Raw genomic sequence first — 19,896 nt, 5'->3', positions numbered from 1 at the left:
TAGCAGCGGGCGGAGCATTTCCCATTGTAGACAAGACCGAGTGCCAATGAGCAATATCCGCGTACACGAACTGACCAAGATCTTCGGTAAAACCGTTGCGCTGGATCATATCAATCTCGACCTGCCTCAGGGCTCGTTCACGGCACTGCTCGGCCCTTCCGGCTGCGGAAAGACGACGTTGCTACGTTTGCTCGCCGGGTTTGAGCAGCCGGATGAAGGAAGCATCCATTTTGGCGATCGCTGCGTGGCAAGCGAGCGGGAACACGTCGCTCCGGAAGCGCGCCACATAGGCGTGGTCTTTCAGTCCTATGCGCTTTGGCCGCACATGAACGCTGCGGAAAACATCGTCTACCCGCTCAAGACCCGCAAAGTGCCAGCCGAAAAGATAGCCGCCAAACTCGAAGAAGTGCTCGGCGTCGTTGGCCTCAAGGGCCTCGAAGGTCGCAATATCGAACAATTGTCCGGCGGACAGCGACAGCGCGTGGCGTTGGCGCGCTGTCTTATCGCCGACAGCAGAATCATTCTCTTCGACGAACCCCTTGCCAATCTCGACATGCATTTGCGTGCCTCCATGGTCGAGGCTCTGCGGGATATTCGCGAGCGCACCGGCGCCACTATGGTCTATGTCACGCACGACCAGACCGAGGCACTGGCGCTGGCCGACAAGATTGCCGTCATGGAAAAGGGCGAGATCATTCAGTTCGGCACGCCTGAGGAAATCTACACGACGCCAGGGCGCGAAAGCGTGGCTCGTTTCGTCGGTCGGGGCGGTCTTGTCCCTGCCAGGCAGATTGCAGGCGGCGGTGACAAGCCTGCGCGCATCCTGGTAGCCGGACAGGAACTCGACGTCCGCGGTTATGGAGGTCAAGGCGAAGTGCGTGTGCTTTTGCGTCCCGAAGACCTTTCCATCGCCGAGGCGGGCGTACCGGCAACGGTCGTGCAATCGATCTATCGCGGCCCGGTACACGAATTGCGTCTGCGCATCGACGGCACGGATGCCGAAGTGCTGATTGATAATCGCTCCAACATCATCCCCGGCTCGGCGGTATACGTTGCCGTTAAGGATGGGTGGATTCTGCCCCGATAGACGGAGCATTCAGCGCCAGGTGCATTGCGCACCGTGTGTCGGCGAGGAATCCATGTGCCACCTCGCCTTCAAGCGTCGCGCGTAGTCTCGCATCCAACTGATCATTTTCAAGAATGTGAAATCCAAGCCGCTGATAGAACGGCGCGTTCCACGGAACGTCGCGAAAAGTTGTGAGAGTCAGGGCGTCGACGCGTCTTTTTCCGGCCTCGGCAATGGCATGCTCCATGAGCGCACGCCCCAATCCTCTGCGCTGGTTCTCAAGACCAACAGATAGTTCCCATACGTGCAGGTCCCGGTTGATGAACTCGGCGCTGAGGAAGCCCAGCGGCTGATCGACCTGATTGACGATCACCCAAGTTCGTCCCTGCCTTTATCAACTCGAGGTGACGATCAGTGGATTGAACCTGGTTAACCAGCCAGGCAAGCGCGGGCACCTGCCGGAAAAGCTCCGCAGCGGAGGCCTCAATATCGCAAATTGCGTTCAGATCATCTTCGCGTGCAGGTCTTATCGCCACGGGAGGATGCCGTCCGGCAGTTTGCGCCCCAGCCGATCAATAACAATCAGAATGATGACGACCGCAATCACGGTGACGATGCCAAGCGCTGCGGCCTGTGGGGAAAGACCTGCCTCCTCCAGGCTGAACAGGATGACACCGAGTGTTTCGTTTCGGCTTGACCAGAGCAAGGCCGAAACTGTCAACTCATTGAACGCGCTCATGAAGACGAGAAGCGCGGCAGCCATCGCAGAAGGGGCGACGATGGGCAGCACGATGGTGAGGATGCGGCGCGTTCGTCCTGCTCCCGATACCGCCGCCGCCTCTTCCAGATCCTTGGCCATCTGGTTGATGGCGGTTGCGACCGGCTTCAGCGCCAAAGGGAAAAAGCGCATCAGATAGGCGACGAAGATGATGGCGGCAGTTGCATAAAGGCTTCCGATCAACGGCAATGGTGCCAGGAAAAGCAGAATGCAGGCGAGCGCCAGCACGATACCTGGCAGCGCATAAGGAAGTTCAACCGAAGCGTCGATGAAGCGCAGAAGCTTCTTCGGCAAGCCTTCCATCGCCAGCACCAGCGGAATGACGCCGATGGCAAGCACGATCGCGGCACCTCCCGCCAGCATAGTGGAATTAATCAGCGCCCGTTGTGTCGAAGCCTGATTGAACAGAATTTCGGTATAGTTCGACAGCGTTACGGTTTGCGCATTGAGCGGCACGCCGAAGGAGGGAACGAGCGATGTCGCAAATAGCGCAACAGCTGGCACGATTAACGTTATCGCCAGAACCGCCCAGGCAAGAAGAGCCAATGGCCAACGCCAGCGTCCGAGCGCGATCCTTACGGGCGAACCAATGGTGAAACGGTAGGATGCCTTCGACATGGCCAACGACTGCAGCAACACGCCCATCAGCGCGATCACACCAATCATCACCGAAAGCGAGGCGACCTGCGGCAAGACAGTGGGGCCGAAGCTCGCAAGGCGCTGATAAACGAGCGTCGGCAGCGTGAAATAATTAACCGGCATGCCGAGCAGTGCGGGGATGCCGAAATTGCCGACGCCCGAAACGAAGGCAAGCGCACACGCTGCTACCATATAGGGCCTGATCAGCGGAAAGGTGATCGTGGCAAGTGCGCGGATCGGATGCGCTCCGGATACGCGCGCCGCCTCAATCAGATCGCGAGGAATGCGGGCAAGCCCCGCCCGCATGGTGATAAAGACGATAGGGGCATGCTGAACACCGAAGAGCAGGATGATGCCATTGCGTCCGGCTATCGGATTGGGCGTCCCCGGGGGCGGCGCGATGCCCAGCATGTTGAGCAAGGGGCTGGACGGTCCGAAGGCGTGCATCCATGACAACGCCGTCACCTGCGGCGCGATCATCAGCGGGAGAAGCAGAAGAAAGCCCAGCGACCGTCGCCACGGAATATCGGTCATCGTGGTGGCGACCGCCAGCGGCATGCCGATAACCATAGAAAGCAATGCGCCAAACAGCGATGTTTCCAGTGTATGCAGCCCGGCAATCAGCGTCGCATTACGCTGAAGCTGCGCGGTGAAATTGTCGGGGTTCCATGTGCCGCCGGAAAAGAAAGCTTCCTGTATCAGGCGCAAAACCGGCATAAGCGACAGCACGAACACAACCGCCACGACGAAAAGAAGCGCCCATGCCTTGCGCAGCCGCAGATGTTGTCGCGCGCGCGATTGTGGAACGAAAGTGGTAAGCTCGCTTGGCATAGTCGTCACGGTAAAGGTCCGCATATTTGAAGCCATCGCCCCGAGGCGCGCAAAGGCTTGTCCAGTTCAGATGCAACAACGAGCGGCGATGCTTTTCGCACCGCCGCTCGTTTATTAAATGGCGATTCGGCTTACTGGCCCATCGTCTCGGCGAACTTTTCCTTGTTCGCCATTTCGTCCGTCAGAGCCTTTGCGGCATCGTAGGAGAGAACCTTGATGGCAGAACGCTCCGGATAGCCAGCTGGCAGGCCAGCATCGGCGCGCGCTGGAATATAGCCCTGCGAAACCGCAAGCTCCTGACCTTCCTTGGAGAGGATGAAGTCGACGAAAGCCTTTGCAGCCTCTGGATTTTTCGCGGTTTTGAGAATCGCAACCGGCTCGGTAACCGCCGAAACGCCTTCCTTCGGGAACACGAACTCAACGGGTGCGCCCTTGGCTTTTTCGCGGATCGCCATGTAATCAACGATCATTCCGTACAGCTTCGTGCCACCAGCGACTTCCGTCAGAATGCCGCCATTGCCACCTGCCGCCTGAGCACCATTGTCGGCGAGCGACTTGTAATAATCCCAGCCTTCGGAAAGGTTGCTGGTGAGAGTCACCGTGTGGATCAGCGCCGCACCCGAGGTGAGCGGTGACGGCATGGTGACCTGCCCCTTGGCTTCCGGCTTGGCAAGATCAAGCCAGCTTTCCGGCTTCATCGGAGCCGAGGTGTTATAGATGATGCCGGTGGTGATCAGCTTGGTCGAGAAGTAGCTCTTGTCCTTGTCGTAGAGAGCAGCATCAAGACCATCTACCTTGGCTTCAGCATAAGCAAGGAGACGGTCGTCCTTCTTGAGGCCCTCCATCGTCACGCTGTCAGCGATCAACAGGACGTCCGGCTGCGGCTGGCCAGCTGCAATTTCGGCCTGAAGCTTTGCCATGATCTTCGGCGTACCGTCACGCACGAATTCGACATCGACCTTCGGATAAGCCTTCTTGAAAGCATCAATGGTCTGCTGGGCATCGGTGTTGGGCTGGCTCGTGTAAAGCAGCAGCTTGCCTTCCTGAGCCTGCGAAAGAGCGGTGCTGGCCAAAAGGACAGCTGAAGCAAGAATGACTGAACGCATTAATTTCATCCCCATGAACGTTCGGCGCACAGGTTAAGCGGACGCCGGATCGACCTCCGCTTAGCCCTAGCACGTTACGGTTCTGTGACAAAAGTTCCGTCTTCGAAACAATTGCGCAAAACAGGGGTATTTTATGCGTGCATCAAAGGTCGAGTACGGGCTTGAAACCACCCCACATCATGCGCATGCCATCAAAAGGCATCTCTTGGGGCATATCCTTCATGCGTTCGTCCTGCATGACAGCCTGCTGCCCCTTGTCGCGCACCTCTTTTGACGGCCACTCGATCCACGAAAACAGAACGCTCTCACCCTCCTCTGCCTTTACTGCGCGTCGGTACCAGGTGACTTCACCGTCTGGTACGTCATCTCCCCAGTTCTCGACCATGCGTGTAGCGCCATGGTCGTAGAACACCTGGGCGGCGGTTGCCGCCATGTCGATATAGGCCTGCTTGTTTTTTTCCGGAACCGCGAGCAGAAACCCGTCGACATAGCCCATCCCGCCATTGGCCGCAGGTTTGTCGAAGATAGGCGCAAACCCGCCATAGATCATCCGCTTGCCATCGAAAGGCATGTCACTCAGCTCCTGCATGCGCGGATCTTCCATCATCTGCTTCATGGCTGCGTCGCGTGCCTGTTTCGATGGATACTCGAACCAGGAGAAGATGATCGTCTCATTCTCCTCGGCTTTCACGGCGTCATAAAAATCCGTGACCTTGCCATGCGGAACGTCGTCGCCCCAGCATTCCACCATTCGCGTCACGCCGTACTCCTTGAAAAAGCCAGCGGCCTTGGTCGCATGCGCAATATACGCATCCTTGTTGCTCGTCGGCACTGCGGCCACGAACCCTTCTACATATCCCAGCATTATCATTCCTCCCTTTAACTGCCGGGAGAATGACTCACATGGTTATCTTTTGCAATAGCATAGTTATTTTTTATAACTATGCTCAGAATACAAAGAAGGGGCGCCTTCACGCCCCCTCAACCCCTGCTACTCAGCCGCTTCAGTGTATTGCGCCGGGTCATAATTAAGGACCGGCCCGAGCCAGCGCTCAACCTCTGAGATATCCATGCCTTTGCGCAAGGCATAATCTTCGACCTGATCGCGTTCGACCTTTGCGACGCCGAAATAATAGCTTTCGGGATCGGCAATATAGATGCCCGACACTGACGAACCGGGCCACATGGCATAGGATTCCGTTAGCGTTACATTGATCGCATTCTCGGCGCCCAGAAGCTTGAAGAGCGTGACTTTTTCAGTGTGATCGGGCTGCGCCGGATAACCTGGCGCCGGGCGGATACCATCGTAGCGTTCACGGATAAGGTCCTCATTCGTCAGATCTTCAGCCGACGCATAGCCCCAAAGTTCCTTGCGTACATATTCATGCATACGCTCGGCAAAAGCTTCCGCAAAACGATCGGCCAACGCCTTGACCATAATCGAGGAGTAATCATCATTGGCCCGCTCGAACCTCTCGGCAATCGCCACTTCCTCGATGCCGGCAGTCACGACAAAGCCACCAACGTAGTCGGGTTTGGTGCCAAGCGGCGCGACGAAATCGGAGAGCGCAACGTTCGGACGGCCATCGCGTTTCGACAATTGCTGGCGCAGGGTGAAGAAGGTCGCGATCTCCTCCTTGCGATTATCGTCCGCGAAGAGACGGATATCGTCGCCTATGGCATTGGCCGGCCAGAAGCCTACAACTGCCTTCGGCACAAACCATTTTTCATCGACGATCTTCTTGAGCATTGCCTGCGCATCGGCAAACAGCGCGCGGGCTGCCTCGCCTTGCGTTTCGTGCTCGAGCAAATCCGGATAGCGGCCCTTCAGTTCCCAGGCCTGGAAGAACGGCGTCCAGTCGATATAACGGGAAAGCTCTTCCAGATCCCAATTCTGGAATACACGCGTACCAAGGAAGGAAGGCGTATGCGGCTTATAGGCGTCCCAGTTCGACTTATGCGCATTCTCCCGAGCCTTTTCGAGCGAAAGGCGCAGCTTGTCAGCCTCCTTGCGGGCATGGCCTTCGGCTACCTTTGCATATTCATCGCGAACACTCTGTACATAGCTAGCCTTATTATCGTTCGACAGAAGCTGCGAGACGACATTCACTGCGCGACTTGCATCCGGCACATAGACCGCCTGTGAACGCGCATATTTAGGATGGATCTTCACCGCTGTATGCACGCGACTGGTTGTTGCACCGCCGATCAGAAGCGGAACGTCGAAACTTTCGCGCTCCATTTCAGCAGCGACATGTACCATCTCATCTAGCGAGGGTGTAATCAGACCGGAAAGTCCGATGATATCGACATTTCGCTCACGTGCAACTTCGAGAATCCTGGCGCTCGGCACCATGACGCCGAGATCGATGATCTCATAATTGTTGCAGGCCAGAACGACGCCGACAATATTCTTGCCAATGTCGTGCACGTCACCCTTCACCGTTGCGAGCAACACGGTGCCGGCAGTCTTGCGTTCTCCGGTGCCGCCCATCAGGCGTTTTTCTTCTTCCATGAAGGGCAACAGATAGGCCACTGCCTGCTTCATCACGCGGGCAGACTTCACCACCTGTGGGAGGAACATCTTGCCGGAACCGAACAGGTCGCCGACAATGTTCATACCCTCCATCAGCGGGCCTTCGATGACATGCAGCGGTCGGGCGGCCGCCGCGCGCGCCTCTTCAGTATCGGCTTCGATATATTCAGTAATGCCATTGACCAGCGCATGCGAAAGTCGCTCGTTGACGGGCTTCTCACGCCAGGAGAGGTCTTTTTCGCGCGCCTGTCCACCACCCTTGCCGCGGAAGCGCTCGGCTATTTCCAGCATCCGCTCGGTTGCTTCCGGCGTGCGATTGAGAACGACATCCTCGCAGGCCTCGCGTAGATCCGATTCGATGGAATCGTAGACGGCGAGCTGACCTGCATTGACGATGCCCATATCCATGCCGGCCTGGATGGCATGGTAGAGGAAGACGGCGTGCATTGCCTCTCGTACCGGCTCATTGCCGCGGAACGAGAAGGACAGGTTCGAAACGCCGCCTGAAACGTGCACGTGAGGCAACGTGTCGATGATGCGCTTCGTCGCCTGGATGAAATCGACGCCATAATTATTATGTTCTTCAATACCGGTCGCCACGGCGAAGATATTCGGGTCGAAGATTATGTCCTGTGGCGGAATGCCGACACGCTCGGTCAGAATTTCATAAGCCCGCGTACAAATTTCGACCTTACGATCTTCGGTGTCGGCCTGTCCTGCTTCATCGAAGGCCATCACCACGACGGCAGCGCCATAGTCACGCACAAGTTCGGCCTGATGAATGAACGCGTCCTCGCCTTCTTTCAGCGAGATAGAGTTGACGATCGCTTTGCCCTGTACGCATTTCAGGCCGGCCTCGATCACCTCCCACTTGGAAGAATCGATCATGATCGGCACGCGGGCAATGTCCGGTTCCGCGGCGATGAGATTGAGATACTCGACCATCGCCTGCTTTGAATCGATCAGGCCCTCATCCATGTTGATGTCGATAACCTGAGCGCCATTCTCCACCTGATCACGCGCCACGTCGAGCGCGGCGGCATAATCATTGGCGGTTACCAGCTTGCGGAATTTGGCCGATCCGGTGACGTTCGTACGCTCGCCAACATTGACGAAGGGAATATCGTCGGTCAGCACAAAAGGCTCGAGACCAGCCAGACGCAGGCGCGGCTTGAACTTCGGCACCTCGCGCGGCTTGTATTGCGAAACGACCTTCGCGAGCGCTTCGATATGTTCCGGCGTTGAGCCGCAACATCCGCCGACGATGTTGATGAGGCCGTCCCTGGCGAATTCCTTCACCTGCTCGGCCATCATGCGCGGCGTTTCGTCATACTGGCCGAATTCGTTCGGCAGACCGGCGTTCGGATAGGCACAGACGAAAGTACCGGCAACACCGGAGATTTCTGCCAGATGGTCGCGCATCGCGGCAGCGCCCAGCGCACAGTTGAGACCAACTGTGAAGGGCTTGGCATGCGCAACGGAATACCAGAAGGCAGACGGTGTCTGGCCCGACAGCGTGCGTCCGGAAAGGTCAGTGATCGTACCGGAAATCATGATCGGCAGTTCGACACCGGTGGCGGCGAACATTTCACGGCAAGCAAAGATTGCGGCTTTGGCGTTCAACGTATCGAAAATCGTCTCGATAAGGATGATATCGGCGCCACCATCCATCAGACCACGTATCTGCTCCGCATAGGCAACACGCAATTCGTCGAAGGTAACGGCACGAAAGCCCGGATTATTGACGTCCGGCGAAATAGAGGCGGTACGATTTGTCGGCCCAAGTGCACCCGCAACAAAACGACGCTTCCCGTCAATGTCTTCCGCCCGGCGCGCCGCACGCTTGGCAAGACGTGCGCCGTCACGATTCAAGTCGTAGACGGCCTCCTCCATGCCATAATCTGCCTGGGCGATAGTCGTGGAGGAAAAAGTATTCGTCTCCAGAATATCCGCCCCCGCCATCGCGTAACGGAAATGGATCTCCTCGATCGCCTTGGGTTGGGTCAGGGTCAGAAGGTCATTATTACCCTTCTGGTGGCAATCGCAGCTCTCAAAACGGGAGCCCCTATATTCCTCTTCTCCGAATTGCAGGCCTTGAATCTGCGTACCCATCGCGCCGTCGAGAATAAGGATGCGCTCCCGCGCGGCCTTTTCCAAAGCAGCGCGGATTTCACTGCCGTCGGATTTTTCGCCAACGGGACCAAACAGGGTATCGACAGATGCAGACACAGGAATTCGCCACTCTCATGAGAAAGCAGCAAAATCACATAAAGATATCTTTATGTCAAGTTCATGCAAGCTTCCATCATCGACGGTCGCTCAATCCAACGAGGCACACTTTAGCAGAACGGCAAAGCCCCACCTATTTCTATGGAAGCTGCGCTCGCATGGACATCAGAACCGTCGCCTGCTTCGCCGGTGTCGAGCGCACAAATGGGAGACAATATAAGGCCATCATCGCTGAACTTGACGCTTTCGACATTGATCAGATGTACACTCTTTCTGGACACTCCGTGCGTGAAGGAGATCCCATGTCCATCCGCATGCCACTCATAGTGCTTGCTATAATTCCTGAAAATATAAGTGTCGTTTCCAGCACCTCCATCAACAAAAAGTCGTGACGGATGGTGATAAAACGTCTCATCTTTGTTCATCGATTATTTTTCCATTACCTTCTACTCAACTGGGCAGTCCCACGGTATCCGCTCGCTGAAGCGGCAGCCTGCTAGGCGATACTGTCGCTATCCAGGGTTTTAAAAAAGAGAGACGGGCATGTTCCTCCGTCTTCGAACTGAACACGTTCCGTCCAGAAAACATGAAATCCCCTTGTCGTTACGCAAGACGAGCTTCTGGCCGAAGCCCTTTTTCTTGGTCGTCACTGCGACCCCGGCATCGTCACGGTGCCGAAGCCGGCGTTACCCTTGTAATATCCGTGCTTCAGTACCCGCCCCTTGGTCGCAGGATATCATCGAAATCCAGCCGAACTGACTAGCTGCGATATCTACGTGGATCCTTATCCCGCCGCTTATCCATCCAGATTAAAGCATTCATGTTGATCGTCCTGGTTTGAACCGATACTCATTTCAGTGAAAGAACCGACAGGAGCCTCGTCCAAAATGCCGCAAGCCGACACTCGCATCGCCTATGTCAACGGCGCATTTCTCCCCGCATCCGAAGCATCCGTCTCGATCTTCGATCGCGGCTACCTGTTCGGCGATGGAATTTATGAGGTGGCGGCGGTAATCGACGGCAAACTGGTGGACAGCGCATCGCACCTGGCCCGTCTCAAACGTTCGACTGGCGAAATCAACATCAAGCTTCATCTTTCCGAAGAAGAAATTGAAAACCTCCAGCGCAAGCTTATCGAGAAGAACAAGTTGAAGGAAGGCCTGGTCTATCTCCAGGTCACTCGCGGCACCGCTGATCGCGATTTCACCTATCCCGACGACATGAAACCCAATCTGACTATGTTTACTCAAGAGAAAATGGTTTCGAACGTCGCTATCAAGACCGGCTACGCCGTCAAGTCCGTGCCGGATCTGCGCTGGACGCGCCGTGATATCAAAAGCACCTGCCTGCTTGCACAGGTCCTGGCCAAGCAGATTGCCAAAGAAGCCGGTTGCCAGGAGGCGTGGATGGTTGAGGACGACGGACTCGTGACCGAAGGGGGTTCATCTACCGCCTATATTGTAACCGCGGACGACAAGATCATCACCCGTGCCAATAGCCAAAAGACGCTTCCCGGCTGTACGCGTCTGGCATTGCTTGAACTGGCCACGGAAGAAAATCTTGCCATAGAAGAACGGCCCTTTTCGCTGGAAGAAGCATTCGCGGCCAAGGAAGCCTTTGTCACCAGCGCCTCGAGTTTCGTCATGCCGGTGGTCAGGATCGACGAAAAATCCATCGGCAACGGAGAGCCCGGGCCGCTGGCAATGCGCCTTCGCGAACTCTATATCGACTTTGCCAAGCGAACCGCCGTCTGAGCCGGAGCGTTAGCTTCCTGAAACATCCCTAGCTGCATTGGACAAAAAGCATGAGCACCAAATCCATCATTCCCGTTTTTGACGGTCACAATGACGTTTTGCTGCGCATGCATCTATCCAGTCAGCAGGATGAGGATATCGCCTTCATTAACGGCAAGACCGATTATCACATTGACTTGCCGAAGGCCAAACAAGGCGGCCTGGTCGGCGGCCTCTGCGCCATGTTTGTCCCGTCTCCCACCAGCAAGGCGGACGATAACGGTGACTTTCTGCCTCCGCTTCAGAGCGATGCACTCAACACGACGATGGCGATGGCGGCTACCCTGGCGCGTATCGAAAAGCGCTCGCTCGGTGCGCTGAAAATCTGCCTTACTGCCGCTGACATCCGCAATTGTATCGCAGCAGGCTCATTCGCAGCGGTGATGCATATTGAAGGTGCCGAAGCGATTGATCCCGATCTTGACGCGCTCCATATCCTGCACCGCGCCGGTTTACGCACGCTCGGACCCGTCTGGAGCCGCCCGAACATCTTCGCCTACGGCGTACCTTTCCGCTTTCCTTCAACACCCCAGATCGGCCCCGGCCTGACCGATATTGGCCGTGCGCTTGTACGCACCTGCAACGAACTTAAGATCATGATTGATCTTTCTCATATGAACGAACAGGGTTTCTGGGATATCGCCCGCCTTTCCGATGCGCCGCTTGTCGCCTCGCATTCAAACGTCCATGCCCTGACCCCGCACAGCCGCAATCTAACCGACGACCAGCTGGACGCCATCAAGGCGACCGGTGGCCTCGTCGGCGTCAATTTCGGGGTGCTTTTTCTACGCCAGGACGGGCGCAAGGATGCCAATACACCGCTGGAAATGCTGGTGCGTCACGTCGACTATCTCGTCGACCGCGTCGGCATCGATCATGTCGCCCTCGGTTCCGACTTCGATGGCACGACCATTCCCGCTGCCATGCGCAACGCGAGCGATCTGCCGAAGTTAATCGAGGCACTTCGCGATTCCGGCTATAACGAGGCGGAACTGCGCAAGCTGGGCCATGAGAACTGGATCAAGGTTCTTGCCCGCACCTGGGGGCAGTAAGTTCCAAGCTTTTCCTCAGGAACGAAATGCTTCGGGCTTCCGTTAGTTCGGCATAGGTGAGGCCACCCCAGCCTCTCCGTTACGACGCGACATCGATGACCTTGCAACCCTTCAGCTACCGGAAGGAAGAAGGGTCCTGCGTGTCGCAACCAACCGGAAACGGAAAGGAAATGCCATGCCCCTCATTGAGCAGTCCAAGATTCTTATTCTCGCGACCGACGGTTATGAGCGCTCCGAATTGCGTGTGCCGCTCGATGAACTGAAAAACAGGGGCGCGACCGTCCACATCGCATCACCGAAAACCGATCCTATCAAGAGTTGGGACGAAACCGACTGGGGCGATACGGTGGGTGTCGATATTAAGGCATCCGATGTGAACATAACCGATTATGACGCGCTCGTTCTTCCTGGCGGCCAGATCAATCCAGATAAGTTGCGCATGGATAAGGATGCGATGCGCGTCGTCAACGAATTCGTGCAGTCTGGAAAAGTTATCGCCGCGATCTGCCACGGTCCCTGGCTTCTTGCCGAGGCCGACGCCGTGCGTGACCGCAAGATGACTTCCTTCCCCTCGATCAAGACCGATCTAGTGAACGCCGGTGCGAAATGGACCGATCAGGAAGTCGTCACGGATCAAGGCATCATCACCTCGCGCAATCCGAAGGATCTTCCGGCGTTCGTAGCCAAGATCGTGGAGGAACTGCGCGAAGGGCGTCACCAGCGCCACGCGGCTTAACTTTATTCAAGGAGGAAGCAATGGTTAATCTGAGCGAAACGCGCGACGACCCGCTACAGCAGCTTTGGGATGAAATCGAGGACGTCCATGCCGGCATGCTTGGAATTGAAGGTTCGCATATGCACATGCAGCCCATGGCCCCCTTCATTGAAAAGGAGACCGGATCGATCTGGTTCTACACGCGACGCGACAGCGATCTCGTGCGACATCTGAGCGGGGTGGATCGCGCCCATTTCTGCGTTGTCGGCAAGGATCATGATTACCATGCATGTCTTTCCGGCGTCCTGGCCGAGAACAAATCGCAGTCGCATATCGACAAATATTGGTCCTCGATAGTGGCCGCCTGGTTCCACGGCGGCAAGGATGACCCTCAACTGACGATGATCCAGCTCAAGCTGGACGACGCGGCCATCTGGGCATCCTCATCCTCCACGTTGAAATTCGGGTGGGAAATGGCCAAGGCAAATCTTGACGATGATCACGAGCCGGATGTCGGTGTGCATACCCATATCAATTTCGCAGAGAATCGCACGGTTATGTGACCCATAGCCACGCGGGGATCAGGGAACCGGGCAATGCTGCCCGGTTTTCGCATTTCTGAAGCTTTTTGAAATGTTTGCAGCGCGTATTCATAAAGCTCTCATGGAATAAGCTTAGCTTCTCTGCGACAAGCAATCGGGAAACTCCTGCCCAAGCCCTTGTTTTTCAACGTCATGACTTATAGATAAGGGCAAATTTCCCGGCATCGTCAGCCGCTTGAGCTCTGCGCCAGCAATGGCGCGGACAAGAGAGAATGTAATCTTACGTGGCGCAAGGCAGAATGATCCAGACCCCTTACTATCTGATCGACAAGCAAAAACTCCTGAAAAACATGGAGAAAATGCAATACGTCCGGGAGCGCTCCGGCGCACGGACCCTGCTGGCGCTGAAATGTTTCGCGACCTGGTCGGTCTTTGACCTTATGTCGCAGTACATGGATGGCACGACCTCTTCCTCGCTCAACGAGGTCAAACTTGGCAAGATCAAGTTCGGCGGCGAAACCCACGCCTACAGCGTCGCCTATTCCGACGCGGAAATCGACGAGGTCATTGCGCATGCCGACAAGATCATCTTCAATTCCATCGGCCAGCTAAACCGCTTTGCTGATAAGGCGAACGGCATCGCGCGTGGCCTGCGTCTCAATCCGGGCGTTTCTTCCTCGACCTTCGATCTGGCAGATCCGGCGCGTCCCTTCTCCCGTCTCGGCGAGTGGAATGCCGATGAGATCGAAGCGGTTCTGGACAAGATTTCCGGCTTCATGATCCACAATAATTGCGAGAACAGCGATTTCGCGCTGTTCGACCAAATGCTTTCTCAGATCGAGGAAAAATTCGGCGGGCTTCTGTCACGCGTCAAATGGGTAAGCCTTGGCGGCGGCATCCATTTCACCGGCGAGGGCTATCCGCTCGACGCCTTCTGTGACCGCCTCAAAGCCTTTGCAGACAAGTATGGCGTGCAGGTCTATCTGGAGCCCGGTGAAGCATCGATTACCCAGTCTACCACACTCGAAGTCACCGTTCTGGACACGCTCTACAACGGCAAGAAGCTGGCAATCGTCGATTCCTCCATAGAGGCACATCTGCTCGACCTTCTGATTTATCGCGAGACTGCGAAGCTCGCGCCCAACGAAGGGGACGAGAGCTACATGATCTGCGGCAAATCATGTCTGGCTGGCGACATATTCGGCGAGTTCAAGTTCGACCGCGAGTTGAAGGTGGGCGACCGCCTCTCCTTCCAGGACACTGCTGGCTATACGATGGTCAAGAAGAACTGGTTCAACGGCGTGCAGATGCCGTCGATCGTCGTCAAGGAACTGAACGGGACGGAGCGCGTCGTGCGCGAATTCCCATTCGAGGACTTCGTTTCCAGCCTTTCCTAAGGCGGACGAGGACACAAACGGAAGCAGCACAAAGGGGGCTGATGGCTAAATGAAACGCAATATCCTTATCATTGGTGCAGGTGGCGTGGCGCAGGTCGTCGTACACAAGGCAGCACAGAATAACGACGTGCTCGGCGATATCCATATCGCGTCGCGCACTGTCGCGAAGTGCCACGAAATCATTGCTTCCGTTCGTGAGAAAAAAGCGATGAAGGTAGAGGGCGTTCTGGAAGCGCACGCGCTGGATGCGATGGATATTGCAGCCACCAAGGCCCTCATCGAAAAGACCGGCGCGCAGATCGTCATTAACGTCGGCTCGGCCTTCGTCAATATGTCTGTTTTGCAGTCCTGCATTGAGACCGGCGCCGCTTATATCGACACGGCAATTCACGAAGACCCGTTGAAGATTTGTGAAACACCGCCCTGGTACGGCAATTATGAATGGAAGCGCGCCGAGGCCTGTGAGAAGGCCGGCGTCACCGCCATTCTGGGCGCGGGCTTCGACCCGGGCGTCGTCAATGCCTATGCTGCGCTGTCACGCAATTATTTCGACGAGATCCATTCGATCGACATCATCGACGTCAACGCCGGCAGCCACGGCCGCTGGTTCGCGACGAACTTCGATCCTGAGATCAATTTCCGCGAGTTCACCGGTCAGGTCTACTCCTGGCAGAACAACGAATGGGCCACGAACCAAATGTTCGAGGTCAGGCAGGAGTGGGACCTGCCCGTCGTCGGCAAGAGCACGACCTACATGACGGGTCATGACGAAATCCACTCACTGTCGAAAAACATGGGCGTGCCCAACATCCGCTTCTGGATGGGCTTTGGCGAACGCTATATTACCGTTTTCACCGTTCTGAAGAATCTGGGCCTTCTTTCCGAGCAGCCAGTCAAAACGGCGGAAGGCCAGGAGGTCGTCCCGCTCAAGGTCGTCAAGGCCGTGCTGCCGGACCCGTCCACGCTTGCACCCGACTATACCGGCAAAACCTGCATCGGCGATCTGGTGAAGGGCGTGAAAGACGGCAAGCCACGGGAAATTTTCATCTACAATGTTGCGGACCATAAGGACGCCTACAACGAAGTTGGCAGCCAGGGCATTTCCTACACGGCGGGCGTGCCTCCGGTAGCAGCCGCCCTGCTGATCGCCAACGGCCTGTGGGACGTCAAGAAGATGGCCAATGTTGAGGAGCTGCCTCCCGAGCCATTCCTCGGCCTTCTGAACGAGATGGGGCTGCCCAATCGTATCAGGGATGGCGATACAGACGAAGCACTCGTCTTTTGATTTCCCACTATCTCGGAAAAAAGAACGGCGCGGTTCATCCCGCGCCGTTCTCGTCTGAAAATCAGGCCGCCAGATCCAGTCCCATCTGCCAGAAGTCGGCCTCCAGCCGCGAAGCTTCGGCAAAAATCCTGGCAAGCTCCGCAAGCCGCTGGTCAGATATATGGGCCAGCCGGCCGTCCAGCCACGTGAGCTCGGCATTCATAGCCTTCTGATAATCCTCGCCCGCATACATCGCAGCCCACGATGCGTAAGGATTGCTTGAAGCATCGAAACCGGGCTGCGCTTCGACCCACTTGGCAATCACGCCATAGCCGATGATGCACGGCGCCAGCGCAACGTGTAAATCGAGAAGATCGCCGCGCAGTCCGGTATCCAGTACGTAACGCGTATAAGCCGTGGTCGCTCGTGCTTCCGGTAGTGTCTCCAGCGCATCCTCAGCAATGCCCCATGCTTGACAATAACCGACATGCAGCCCCAGCTCGACGTCCATGATCGTTTTCAAACTATCGAGAGCAGCACGCATCTCGGCAAGCGAGCGGCTCTTGTAGATCGCGAGCGCCCAGGCACGGGAAAAGTGGATCAGGAAGAGATAATCCTGCTTCAGATAGTGCTGAAAGCTTTCCTTGGGTAACGAACCATCAGCCAATTGCTGAACGAAGGAGTGTTGGCAGTAGGCTCGCCATTCGGCGGAACAAGCTTGCGTTAACGTCTGGAAACTGGGCTGGGGCATTTCATTCCTCGCAAAAGGCTGCACGCGAGGAACTGGTCATTGAACGACCGGCTTGATTCCTACGCCGGTGCAAGCCGGATCAGGTTCAGCGGGTCCGGCATTTCCAATGCCATCTCAGCCAGTATGACCGGCTCCCCGTCAAGACAAGCGCAAGGAACCGGATTTCGGGCGGCGTGTCAATCAGCCAGCGAAGTCACGATCTAGCGCCTTCTGCTGCCTTGATAATGTCGGATGCAAGCGCATGCAGGCTGTCGCGGTGACCGGTCCGGGCAGACGCATTGTTCTCATCCGATGTCATCACAATCACCAGATCCAGGCCGGGCACGATATAGAGCATCTGTCCGCCATAGCCCCAACCATAACGCACGGCATGTCCGGCCATCTCCCGCAAAAACCAGCCATAGCCATAACCATCGCCAGTGAAACGCGAATTGGTGCGCCGGGTCCAGGATTCTACGATCCACTCCGCCGAAACGATCTGCGTCCCATCTTTTGCTTTGCCTCCATTACGATAAATTTCTCCGAACGCGAGAAGCGAGCGAGCGCTCATGGCCATCTGGTTACCGCCGAGATAGATGCCCTGCGGATCGCGATCCCAGGAACCGATGCGAAAGCCCTCCTGGCGGCCCAGCCATTCCCGCGCGAGCACCAGGGTGGATTTTTGCGTCTGCTTTGTCAGGATTGCCGAAAGCAGGTGTGTCGAGGCCGTCGAGTAGAGCATGTCGCCGCCCGGCTCGTCATCGAACGGTTGTTCGAGTGCAAAACGCACCCAGTTGCGACTGGAAACCCAGCGTCCGTAATTTGGCCCTGATAGACGTCCAAGTCCCGCCTGCATCGAGAGCAGGTTTCCGATCGTTATTTCATGAATGCGCGGATCGGGATCGTCAGGAAGATCGCCCGGGAGCAAGGGCGCTATCTTCTGGTCGGGGCTTTCGAGCACGCCCTTATGGATCGCGATGCCTACCAATGCCGACATGATGGATTTCGACGCAGATTTGATATTGGTCAACTCGGTGGCCGTATGGCCGCGATAGCCGCGCTCCGCGATGGTTTCCCCATGGCGTGCGACGATTATCACCTTCAAAGGATCGAGCGCTTCGGCGCGTTCGATCACTGGTTCGAACGCCGCCGCATTCTCCTGCGCCAGTGTCCTCCCCGCGAGGGGCAGAAACGGTGCCGTCAGAAGAGCTGCGCTGAATGCGCGTCGTGTGAACAAATGTGCCATGTCGGAAACGTAAAGGACAGATTGCGTCGAGAGAACGTCGGAGCCTTCACTTCGATGCCATCTCACGCAAGCGTGACCAGCTGAGAGAGCGGAACCGTTCCCGCGCACCAAGGGTTGTCTTCTCACCAGAAACGAGGAAATGTCGATGCCGTCAGCACCAAGGGCTGCTCACAATGACAAGCGACCGGACGTACCGCACATGGAAGCGAAGGCAGAGCCGACGCTGAAGGGCGAAGAGGCAAAAATCTTCGTACAGGAGGCGATCGCCGAACTGTCGCGTTCCGAAATTCCGCATCTTCTCGCCGGCACCTATGCCGTCAGCGCCTATACCGGGATTGTACGCCCAACGAAAGATCTGGACATATTCTGCAAGGCCGGCGACTACGCCCGCATTCTCGCTTATTTCAAGGAAAAGGGTTACTCGATCGAGATCGAGGACGACCGCTGGTTGGGCAAGGTGTTCAAAGGTCCGCATTTCTTCGACGTGATCTTTGCCTCCTCCAATGGCACCATGCCGGTCGGAGACGAATGGTTCACCCATGCGCGCGAAATAGAAATGTATGGCCACAAGCTCTGGATCGTCGGCCCTACCGAACTCATCTGGTCGAAGGCCTTTATCCAGCTGCGTCATCGTTATGACGGCGCTGACATCGTGCACGTGATCCTGAAAGCGCACGACCAGATCGACTGGGAGCGCCTGCTCGCGCACATGGAAGTGCATTGGGAAGTGCTGCTCATGCATCTCATGAACTTCCGCTGGATATATCCAACCGAGCGCGACCGCGTTCCCGCCTGGCTGCTCGATGAATTGTTGGACCGCGTCAGGGCACAACGCGAATTGCCGCCGCCACAGATGAAGGTCTGTCGCGGGCGCATGTTCTCACGCATCGACTACGATATTGACGTGAAGGAATGGGGCTTCGCCGATGTCGGTGCCGAGGTGGAACTCGACAAGATGAAAAGCCGGGAGGCTATCTGATCTATGCCCAAACCGAAGATGAAAGTCGCTGCCATTGCCGATCTGCATATCAAGGAGGATGGCAGCAAGGATTATCGCGACATTTTCGCGGAAGTCTCCTCAAAAGCCGATGTGCTCGTGATGGCAGGCGATCTAACCGATCTGGGCAAGCCAGAGGAGGCCAGGCTTCTCGCGGAGCAATTACGTACCTGTACCATTCCTAAAGTCGCTGTTCTCGGCAATCATGATTATGAGTGCGGACAGGTCGAGGAGGTCGTGAAGGTGCTGAAAGGCGCAGGCGTCAATCTCCTGGATGGCAGCCAGGTTGAGATCAACGGCGTCGGCTTTGTTGGTGCTAAAGGTTTTGCCGGCGGTTTTGGACGTTTCATGCTTGGCTCGTTCGGAGAACCGGCCATCAAGGCCATGGTCTCCGAAGGCGTTGCCGAAACCATGCGGCTGGAGAACGCAATGCGCCAGGTGCGCAGCGATCGCGCCTTGGTGATCTTGCATTACGCGCCAATCGCAGAAACCGTGGAAGGCGAACCGAAGGAGATTTATCCGTTCCTTGGCTCATCGCGTCTTGCTGAAACGATCGACCGTTTCAAGGTCTCCGCCGTTGTGCATGGACACGCCCACCGAGGTGCGTTCAGAGGCAAGACGCCCGGAGGCGCGGCGGTTTACAATGTCGCCGCACATATCGAAAAGCCGGAGGGGCTCGCTTATGCTATTCTTGAGCTTTAACGCAGATGGTCGAAGGCGTCGCCGCGTATGCCGAGCGTCTTGAGATCTGCGGCCTTGGGCCGCCGATGTCCTTCAACGGCAGCGGATGCCGCGGTGGCCGCGCGCAGAACCGCGAAAGCTTCCGTGAAAAAACGGCCCGAATTGCGAATGTAAGACATCGTGTCTAGCTCCGAAATTATACTGGCCTCCCTGACCCATTAGATGCGCTCTCCCCTGCCATGTTGCAATAAACAAGCTTGCAGGCCATCAATGCGAAAAGCAGAGAGCTGATGA

17 protein-coding genes, 1 pseudogene and 1 riboswitch are annotated in these 19,896 nt (G+C 56.5%); of the genes and pseudogenes, 9 read left to right on the top strand and 9 right to left on the bottom strand.

Annotated features, from left to right (window positions below):
* Window positions 1–46 precede the first annotated feature (46 nt).
* Window positions 47–1,087 (top strand): ABC transporter ATP-binding protein, encoded by a 1,041-nt coding sequence (locus tag IE151_RS02730; RefSeq protein WP_189487706.1) that lies wholly within the window; start codon window positions 47–49, stop codon window positions 1,085–1,087.
* Here the strand turns inward: IE151_RS02730 and IE151_RS02725 are convergent.
* From IE151_RS02725 to IE151_RS02700, 6 genes and pseudogenes are all read right to left on the bottom strand, one after another.
* Window positions 1,059–1,442 (bottom strand): annotated as a pseudogene (locus IE151_RS02725) (GNAT family N-acetyltransferase); the annotation flags it as partial. The gene IE151_RS02730 and the pseudogene IE151_RS02725 sit on opposite strands and share 29 nt — an antisense overlap.
* Before the next feature lie 150 nt (window positions 1,443–1,592).
* Window positions 1,593–3,314 carry an ABC transporter permease gene (locus IE151_RS02720; RefSeq protein WP_189488318.1) on the bottom strand — a complete coding sequence of 574 codons (1,722 nt, stop codon included), beginning with the start codon at window positions 3,312–3,314 and terminating at the stop codon, window positions 1,593–1,595.
* Between the two features lie 131 nt (window positions 3,315–3,445).
* Complete coding sequence (locus IE151_RS02715) at window positions 3,446–4,420, bottom strand: ABC transporter substrate-binding protein (protein WP_189487704.1); 975 nt, start codon at window positions 4,418–4,420, stop codon at window positions 3,446–3,448.
* 142 nt (window positions 4,421–4,562) lie between these two features.
* Window positions 4,563–5,285, bottom strand: coding sequence for a DUF1428 domain-containing protein (locus IE151_RS02710; protein ID WP_308430485.1), 723 nt, complete (start codon window positions 5,283–5,285; stop codon window positions 4,563–4,565).
* Between the two features lie 126 nt (window positions 5,286–5,411).
* Complete coding sequence (metH, locus tag IE151_RS02705; RefSeq protein ID WP_189487702.1) at window positions 5,412–9,185, bottom strand: methionine synthase; 3,774 nt, start codon at window positions 9,183–9,185, stop codon at window positions 5,412–5,414.
* Window positions 9,186–9,295: 110 nt separating this feature from the next.
* On the bottom strand, window positions 9,296–9,610 hold the full coding sequence (locus IE151_RS02700; protein WP_189487693.1) for a hypothetical protein: 315 nt from the start codon (window positions 9,608–9,610) through the stop codon (window positions 9,296–9,298).
* 462 nt (window positions 9,611–10,072) lie between these two features.
* Between IE151_RS02700 and IE151_RS02695 the strand changes: the two genes are divergently transcribed.
* From IE151_RS02695 to IE151_RS02670, 6 genes are all read left to right on the top strand, one after another.
* The gene (locus IE151_RS02695; RefSeq protein ID WP_189487691.1) at window positions 10,073–10,939 is read left to right on the top strand and encodes a D-amino-acid transaminase; all 867 of its coding nucleotides are present in this window, start codon (window positions 10,073–10,075) and stop codon (window positions 10,937–10,939) included.
* A 50-nt stretch (window positions 10,940–10,989) separates the two neighbouring features.
* The gene (locus IE151_RS02690; RefSeq protein ID WP_189487689.1) at window positions 10,990–12,030 is read left to right on the top strand and encodes a dipeptidase; all 1,041 of its coding nucleotides are present in this window, start codon (window positions 10,990–10,992) and stop codon (window positions 12,028–12,030) included.
* Window positions 12,031–12,205: 175 nt separating this feature from the next.
* On the top strand, window positions 12,206–12,766 hold the full coding sequence (locus IE151_RS02685; RefSeq protein ID WP_189487687.1) for a DJ-1/PfpI/YhbO family deglycase/protease: 561 nt from the start codon (window positions 12,206–12,208) through the stop codon (window positions 12,764–12,766).
* A 20-nt stretch (window positions 12,767–12,786) separates the two neighbouring features.
* The gene (locus IE151_RS02680) at window positions 12,787–13,308 is read left to right on the top strand and encodes a pyridoxamine 5'-phosphate oxidase family protein (protein WP_189487685.1); all 522 of its coding nucleotides are present in this window, start codon (window positions 12,787–12,789) and stop codon (window positions 13,306–13,308) included.
* 278 nt (window positions 13,309–13,586) lie between these two features.
* A complete protein-coding gene (gene nspC / locus IE151_RS02675; protein ID WP_189487683.1) occupies window positions 13,587–14,684 on the top strand; it encodes a carboxynorspermidine decarboxylase in 1,098 nt (365 codons plus the stop codon).
* A gap of 49 nt (window positions 14,685–14,733) precedes the next feature.
* Window positions 14,734–15,969 carry a saccharopine dehydrogenase family protein gene (locus IE151_RS02670; protein WP_189487681.1) on the top strand — a complete coding sequence of 412 codons (1,236 nt, stop codon included), beginning with the start codon at window positions 14,734–14,736 and terminating at the stop codon, window positions 15,967–15,969.
* A 61-nt stretch (window positions 15,970–16,030) separates the two neighbouring features.
* On the opposite strand, the gene tenA is transcribed toward IE151_RS02670, so the two are convergent.
* Window positions 16,031–16,699 (bottom strand): thiaminase II, encoded by a 669-nt coding sequence (tenA, locus tag IE151_RS02665; RefSeq protein WP_189487679.1) that lies wholly within the window; start codon window positions 16,697–16,699, stop codon window positions 16,031–16,033.
* A 39-nt stretch (window positions 16,700–16,738) separates the two neighbouring features.
* Window positions 16,739–16,847, bottom strand: a riboswitch (TPP riboswitch).
* A gap of 45 nt (window positions 16,848–16,892) precedes the next feature.
* Complete coding sequence (locus IE151_RS02660; protein ID WP_189487677.1) at window positions 16,893–17,924, bottom strand: serine hydrolase domain-containing protein; 1,032 nt, start codon at window positions 17,922–17,924, stop codon at window positions 16,893–16,895.
* 145 nt (window positions 17,925–18,069) lie between these two features.
* Between IE151_RS02660 and IE151_RS02655 the strand changes: the two genes are divergently transcribed.
* Window positions 18,070–18,903 (top strand): nucleotidyltransferase family protein, encoded by an 834-nt coding sequence (locus IE151_RS02655; protein WP_244636583.1) that lies wholly within the window; start codon window positions 18,070–18,072, stop codon window positions 18,901–18,903.
* Window positions 18,904–18,906: 3 nt separating this feature from the next.
* Entirely contained in the window at window positions 18,907–19,623 is a 717-nt protein-coding gene (locus IE151_RS02650; RefSeq protein WP_189487675.1) for a metallophosphoesterase family protein, read from the top strand.
* Here IE151_RS02650 and IE151_RS02645 read toward each other — a convergent pair.
* Window positions 19,620–19,781, bottom strand: a complete 162-nt coding sequence (locus tag IE151_RS02645; RefSeq protein WP_189487673.1) for a hypothetical protein — start codon at window positions 19,779–19,781, stop codon at window positions 19,620–19,622. The two genes, IE151_RS02650 and IE151_RS02645, sit on opposite strands and share 4 nt — an antisense overlap.
* Between the last annotated feature and the right edge of the window lie 115 nt (window positions 19,782–19,896).

The organism is Limoniibacter endophyticus (genome assembly GCF_014652835.1).
Classification (GTDB): Bacteria; Pseudomonadota; Alphaproteobacteria; order Rhizobiales; family Rhizobiaceae; genus Limoniibacter; species Limoniibacter endophyticus.
This window is presented reverse-complemented; position numbering and strand designations above follow the sequence as displayed.

Bases quoted from the DNA above. Each gene is read 5' to 3' on its own strand.
- IE151_RS02685 (WP_189487687.1), top strand. From the start codon at position 12,206: ATGCCCCTCATTGAGCAGTCCAAGATTCTTATTCTCGCGACCGACGGT.
- IE151_RS02680 (WP_189487685.1), top strand. From the start codon at position 12,787: ATGGTTAATCTGAGCGAAACGCGCGACGACCCGCTACAGCAGCTTTGG.
- IE151_RS02715 (WP_189487704.1), bottom strand. From the start codon at position 4,420: ATGCGTTCAGTCATTCTTGCTTCAGCTGTCCTTTTGGCCAGCACCGCT.
- IE151_RS02660 (WP_189487677.1), bottom strand. From the start codon at position 17,924: ATGGCACATTTGTTCACACGACGCGCATTCAGCGCAGCTCTTCTGACG.
- IE151_RS02695 (WP_189487691.1), top strand. From the start codon at position 10,073: ATGCCGCAAGCCGACACTCGCATCGCCTATGTCAACGGCGCATTTCTC.
- IE151_RS02720 (WP_189488318.1), bottom strand. From the start codon at position 3,314: ATGCCAAGCGAGCTTACCACTTTCGTTCCACAATCGCGCGCGCGACAA.
- IE151_RS02710 (WP_308430485.1), bottom strand. From the start codon at position 5,285: ATGCTGGGATATGTAGAAGGGTTCGTGGCCGCAGTGCCGACGAGCAAC.
- tenA (WP_189487679.1), bottom strand. From the start codon at position 16,699: ATGCCCCAGCCCAGTTTCCAGACGTTAACGCAAGCTTGTTCCGCCGAA.
- IE151_RS02730 (WP_189487706.1), top strand. From the start codon at position 47: ATGAGCAATATCCGCGTACACGAACTGACCAAGATCTTCGGTAAAACC.
- IE151_RS02650 (WP_189487675.1), top strand. From the start codon at position 18,907: ATGCCCAAACCGAAGATGAAAGTCGCTGCCATTGCCGATCTGCATATC.
- IE151_RS02645 (WP_189487673.1), bottom strand. From the start codon at position 19,781: ATGTCTTACATTCGCAATTCGGGCCGTTTTTTCACGGAAGCTTTCGCG.
- IE151_RS02700 (WP_189487693.1), bottom strand. From the start codon at position 9,610: ATGAACAAAGATGAGACGTTTTATCACCATCCGTCACGACTTTTTGTT.
- IE151_RS02655 (WP_244636583.1), top strand. From the start codon at position 18,070: ATGCCGTCAGCACCAAGGGCTGCTCACAATGACAAGCGACCGGACGTA.
- nspC (WP_189487683.1), top strand. From the start codon at position 13,587: ATGATCCAGACCCCTTACTATCTGATCGACAAGCAAAAACTCCTGAAA.
- IE151_RS02690 (WP_189487689.1), top strand. From the start codon at position 10,990: ATGAGCACCAAATCCATCATTCCCGTTTTTGACGGTCACAATGACGTT.
- IE151_RS02670 (WP_189487681.1), top strand. From the start codon at position 14,734: ATGAAACGCAATATCCTTATCATTGGTGCAGGTGGCGTGGCGCAGGTC.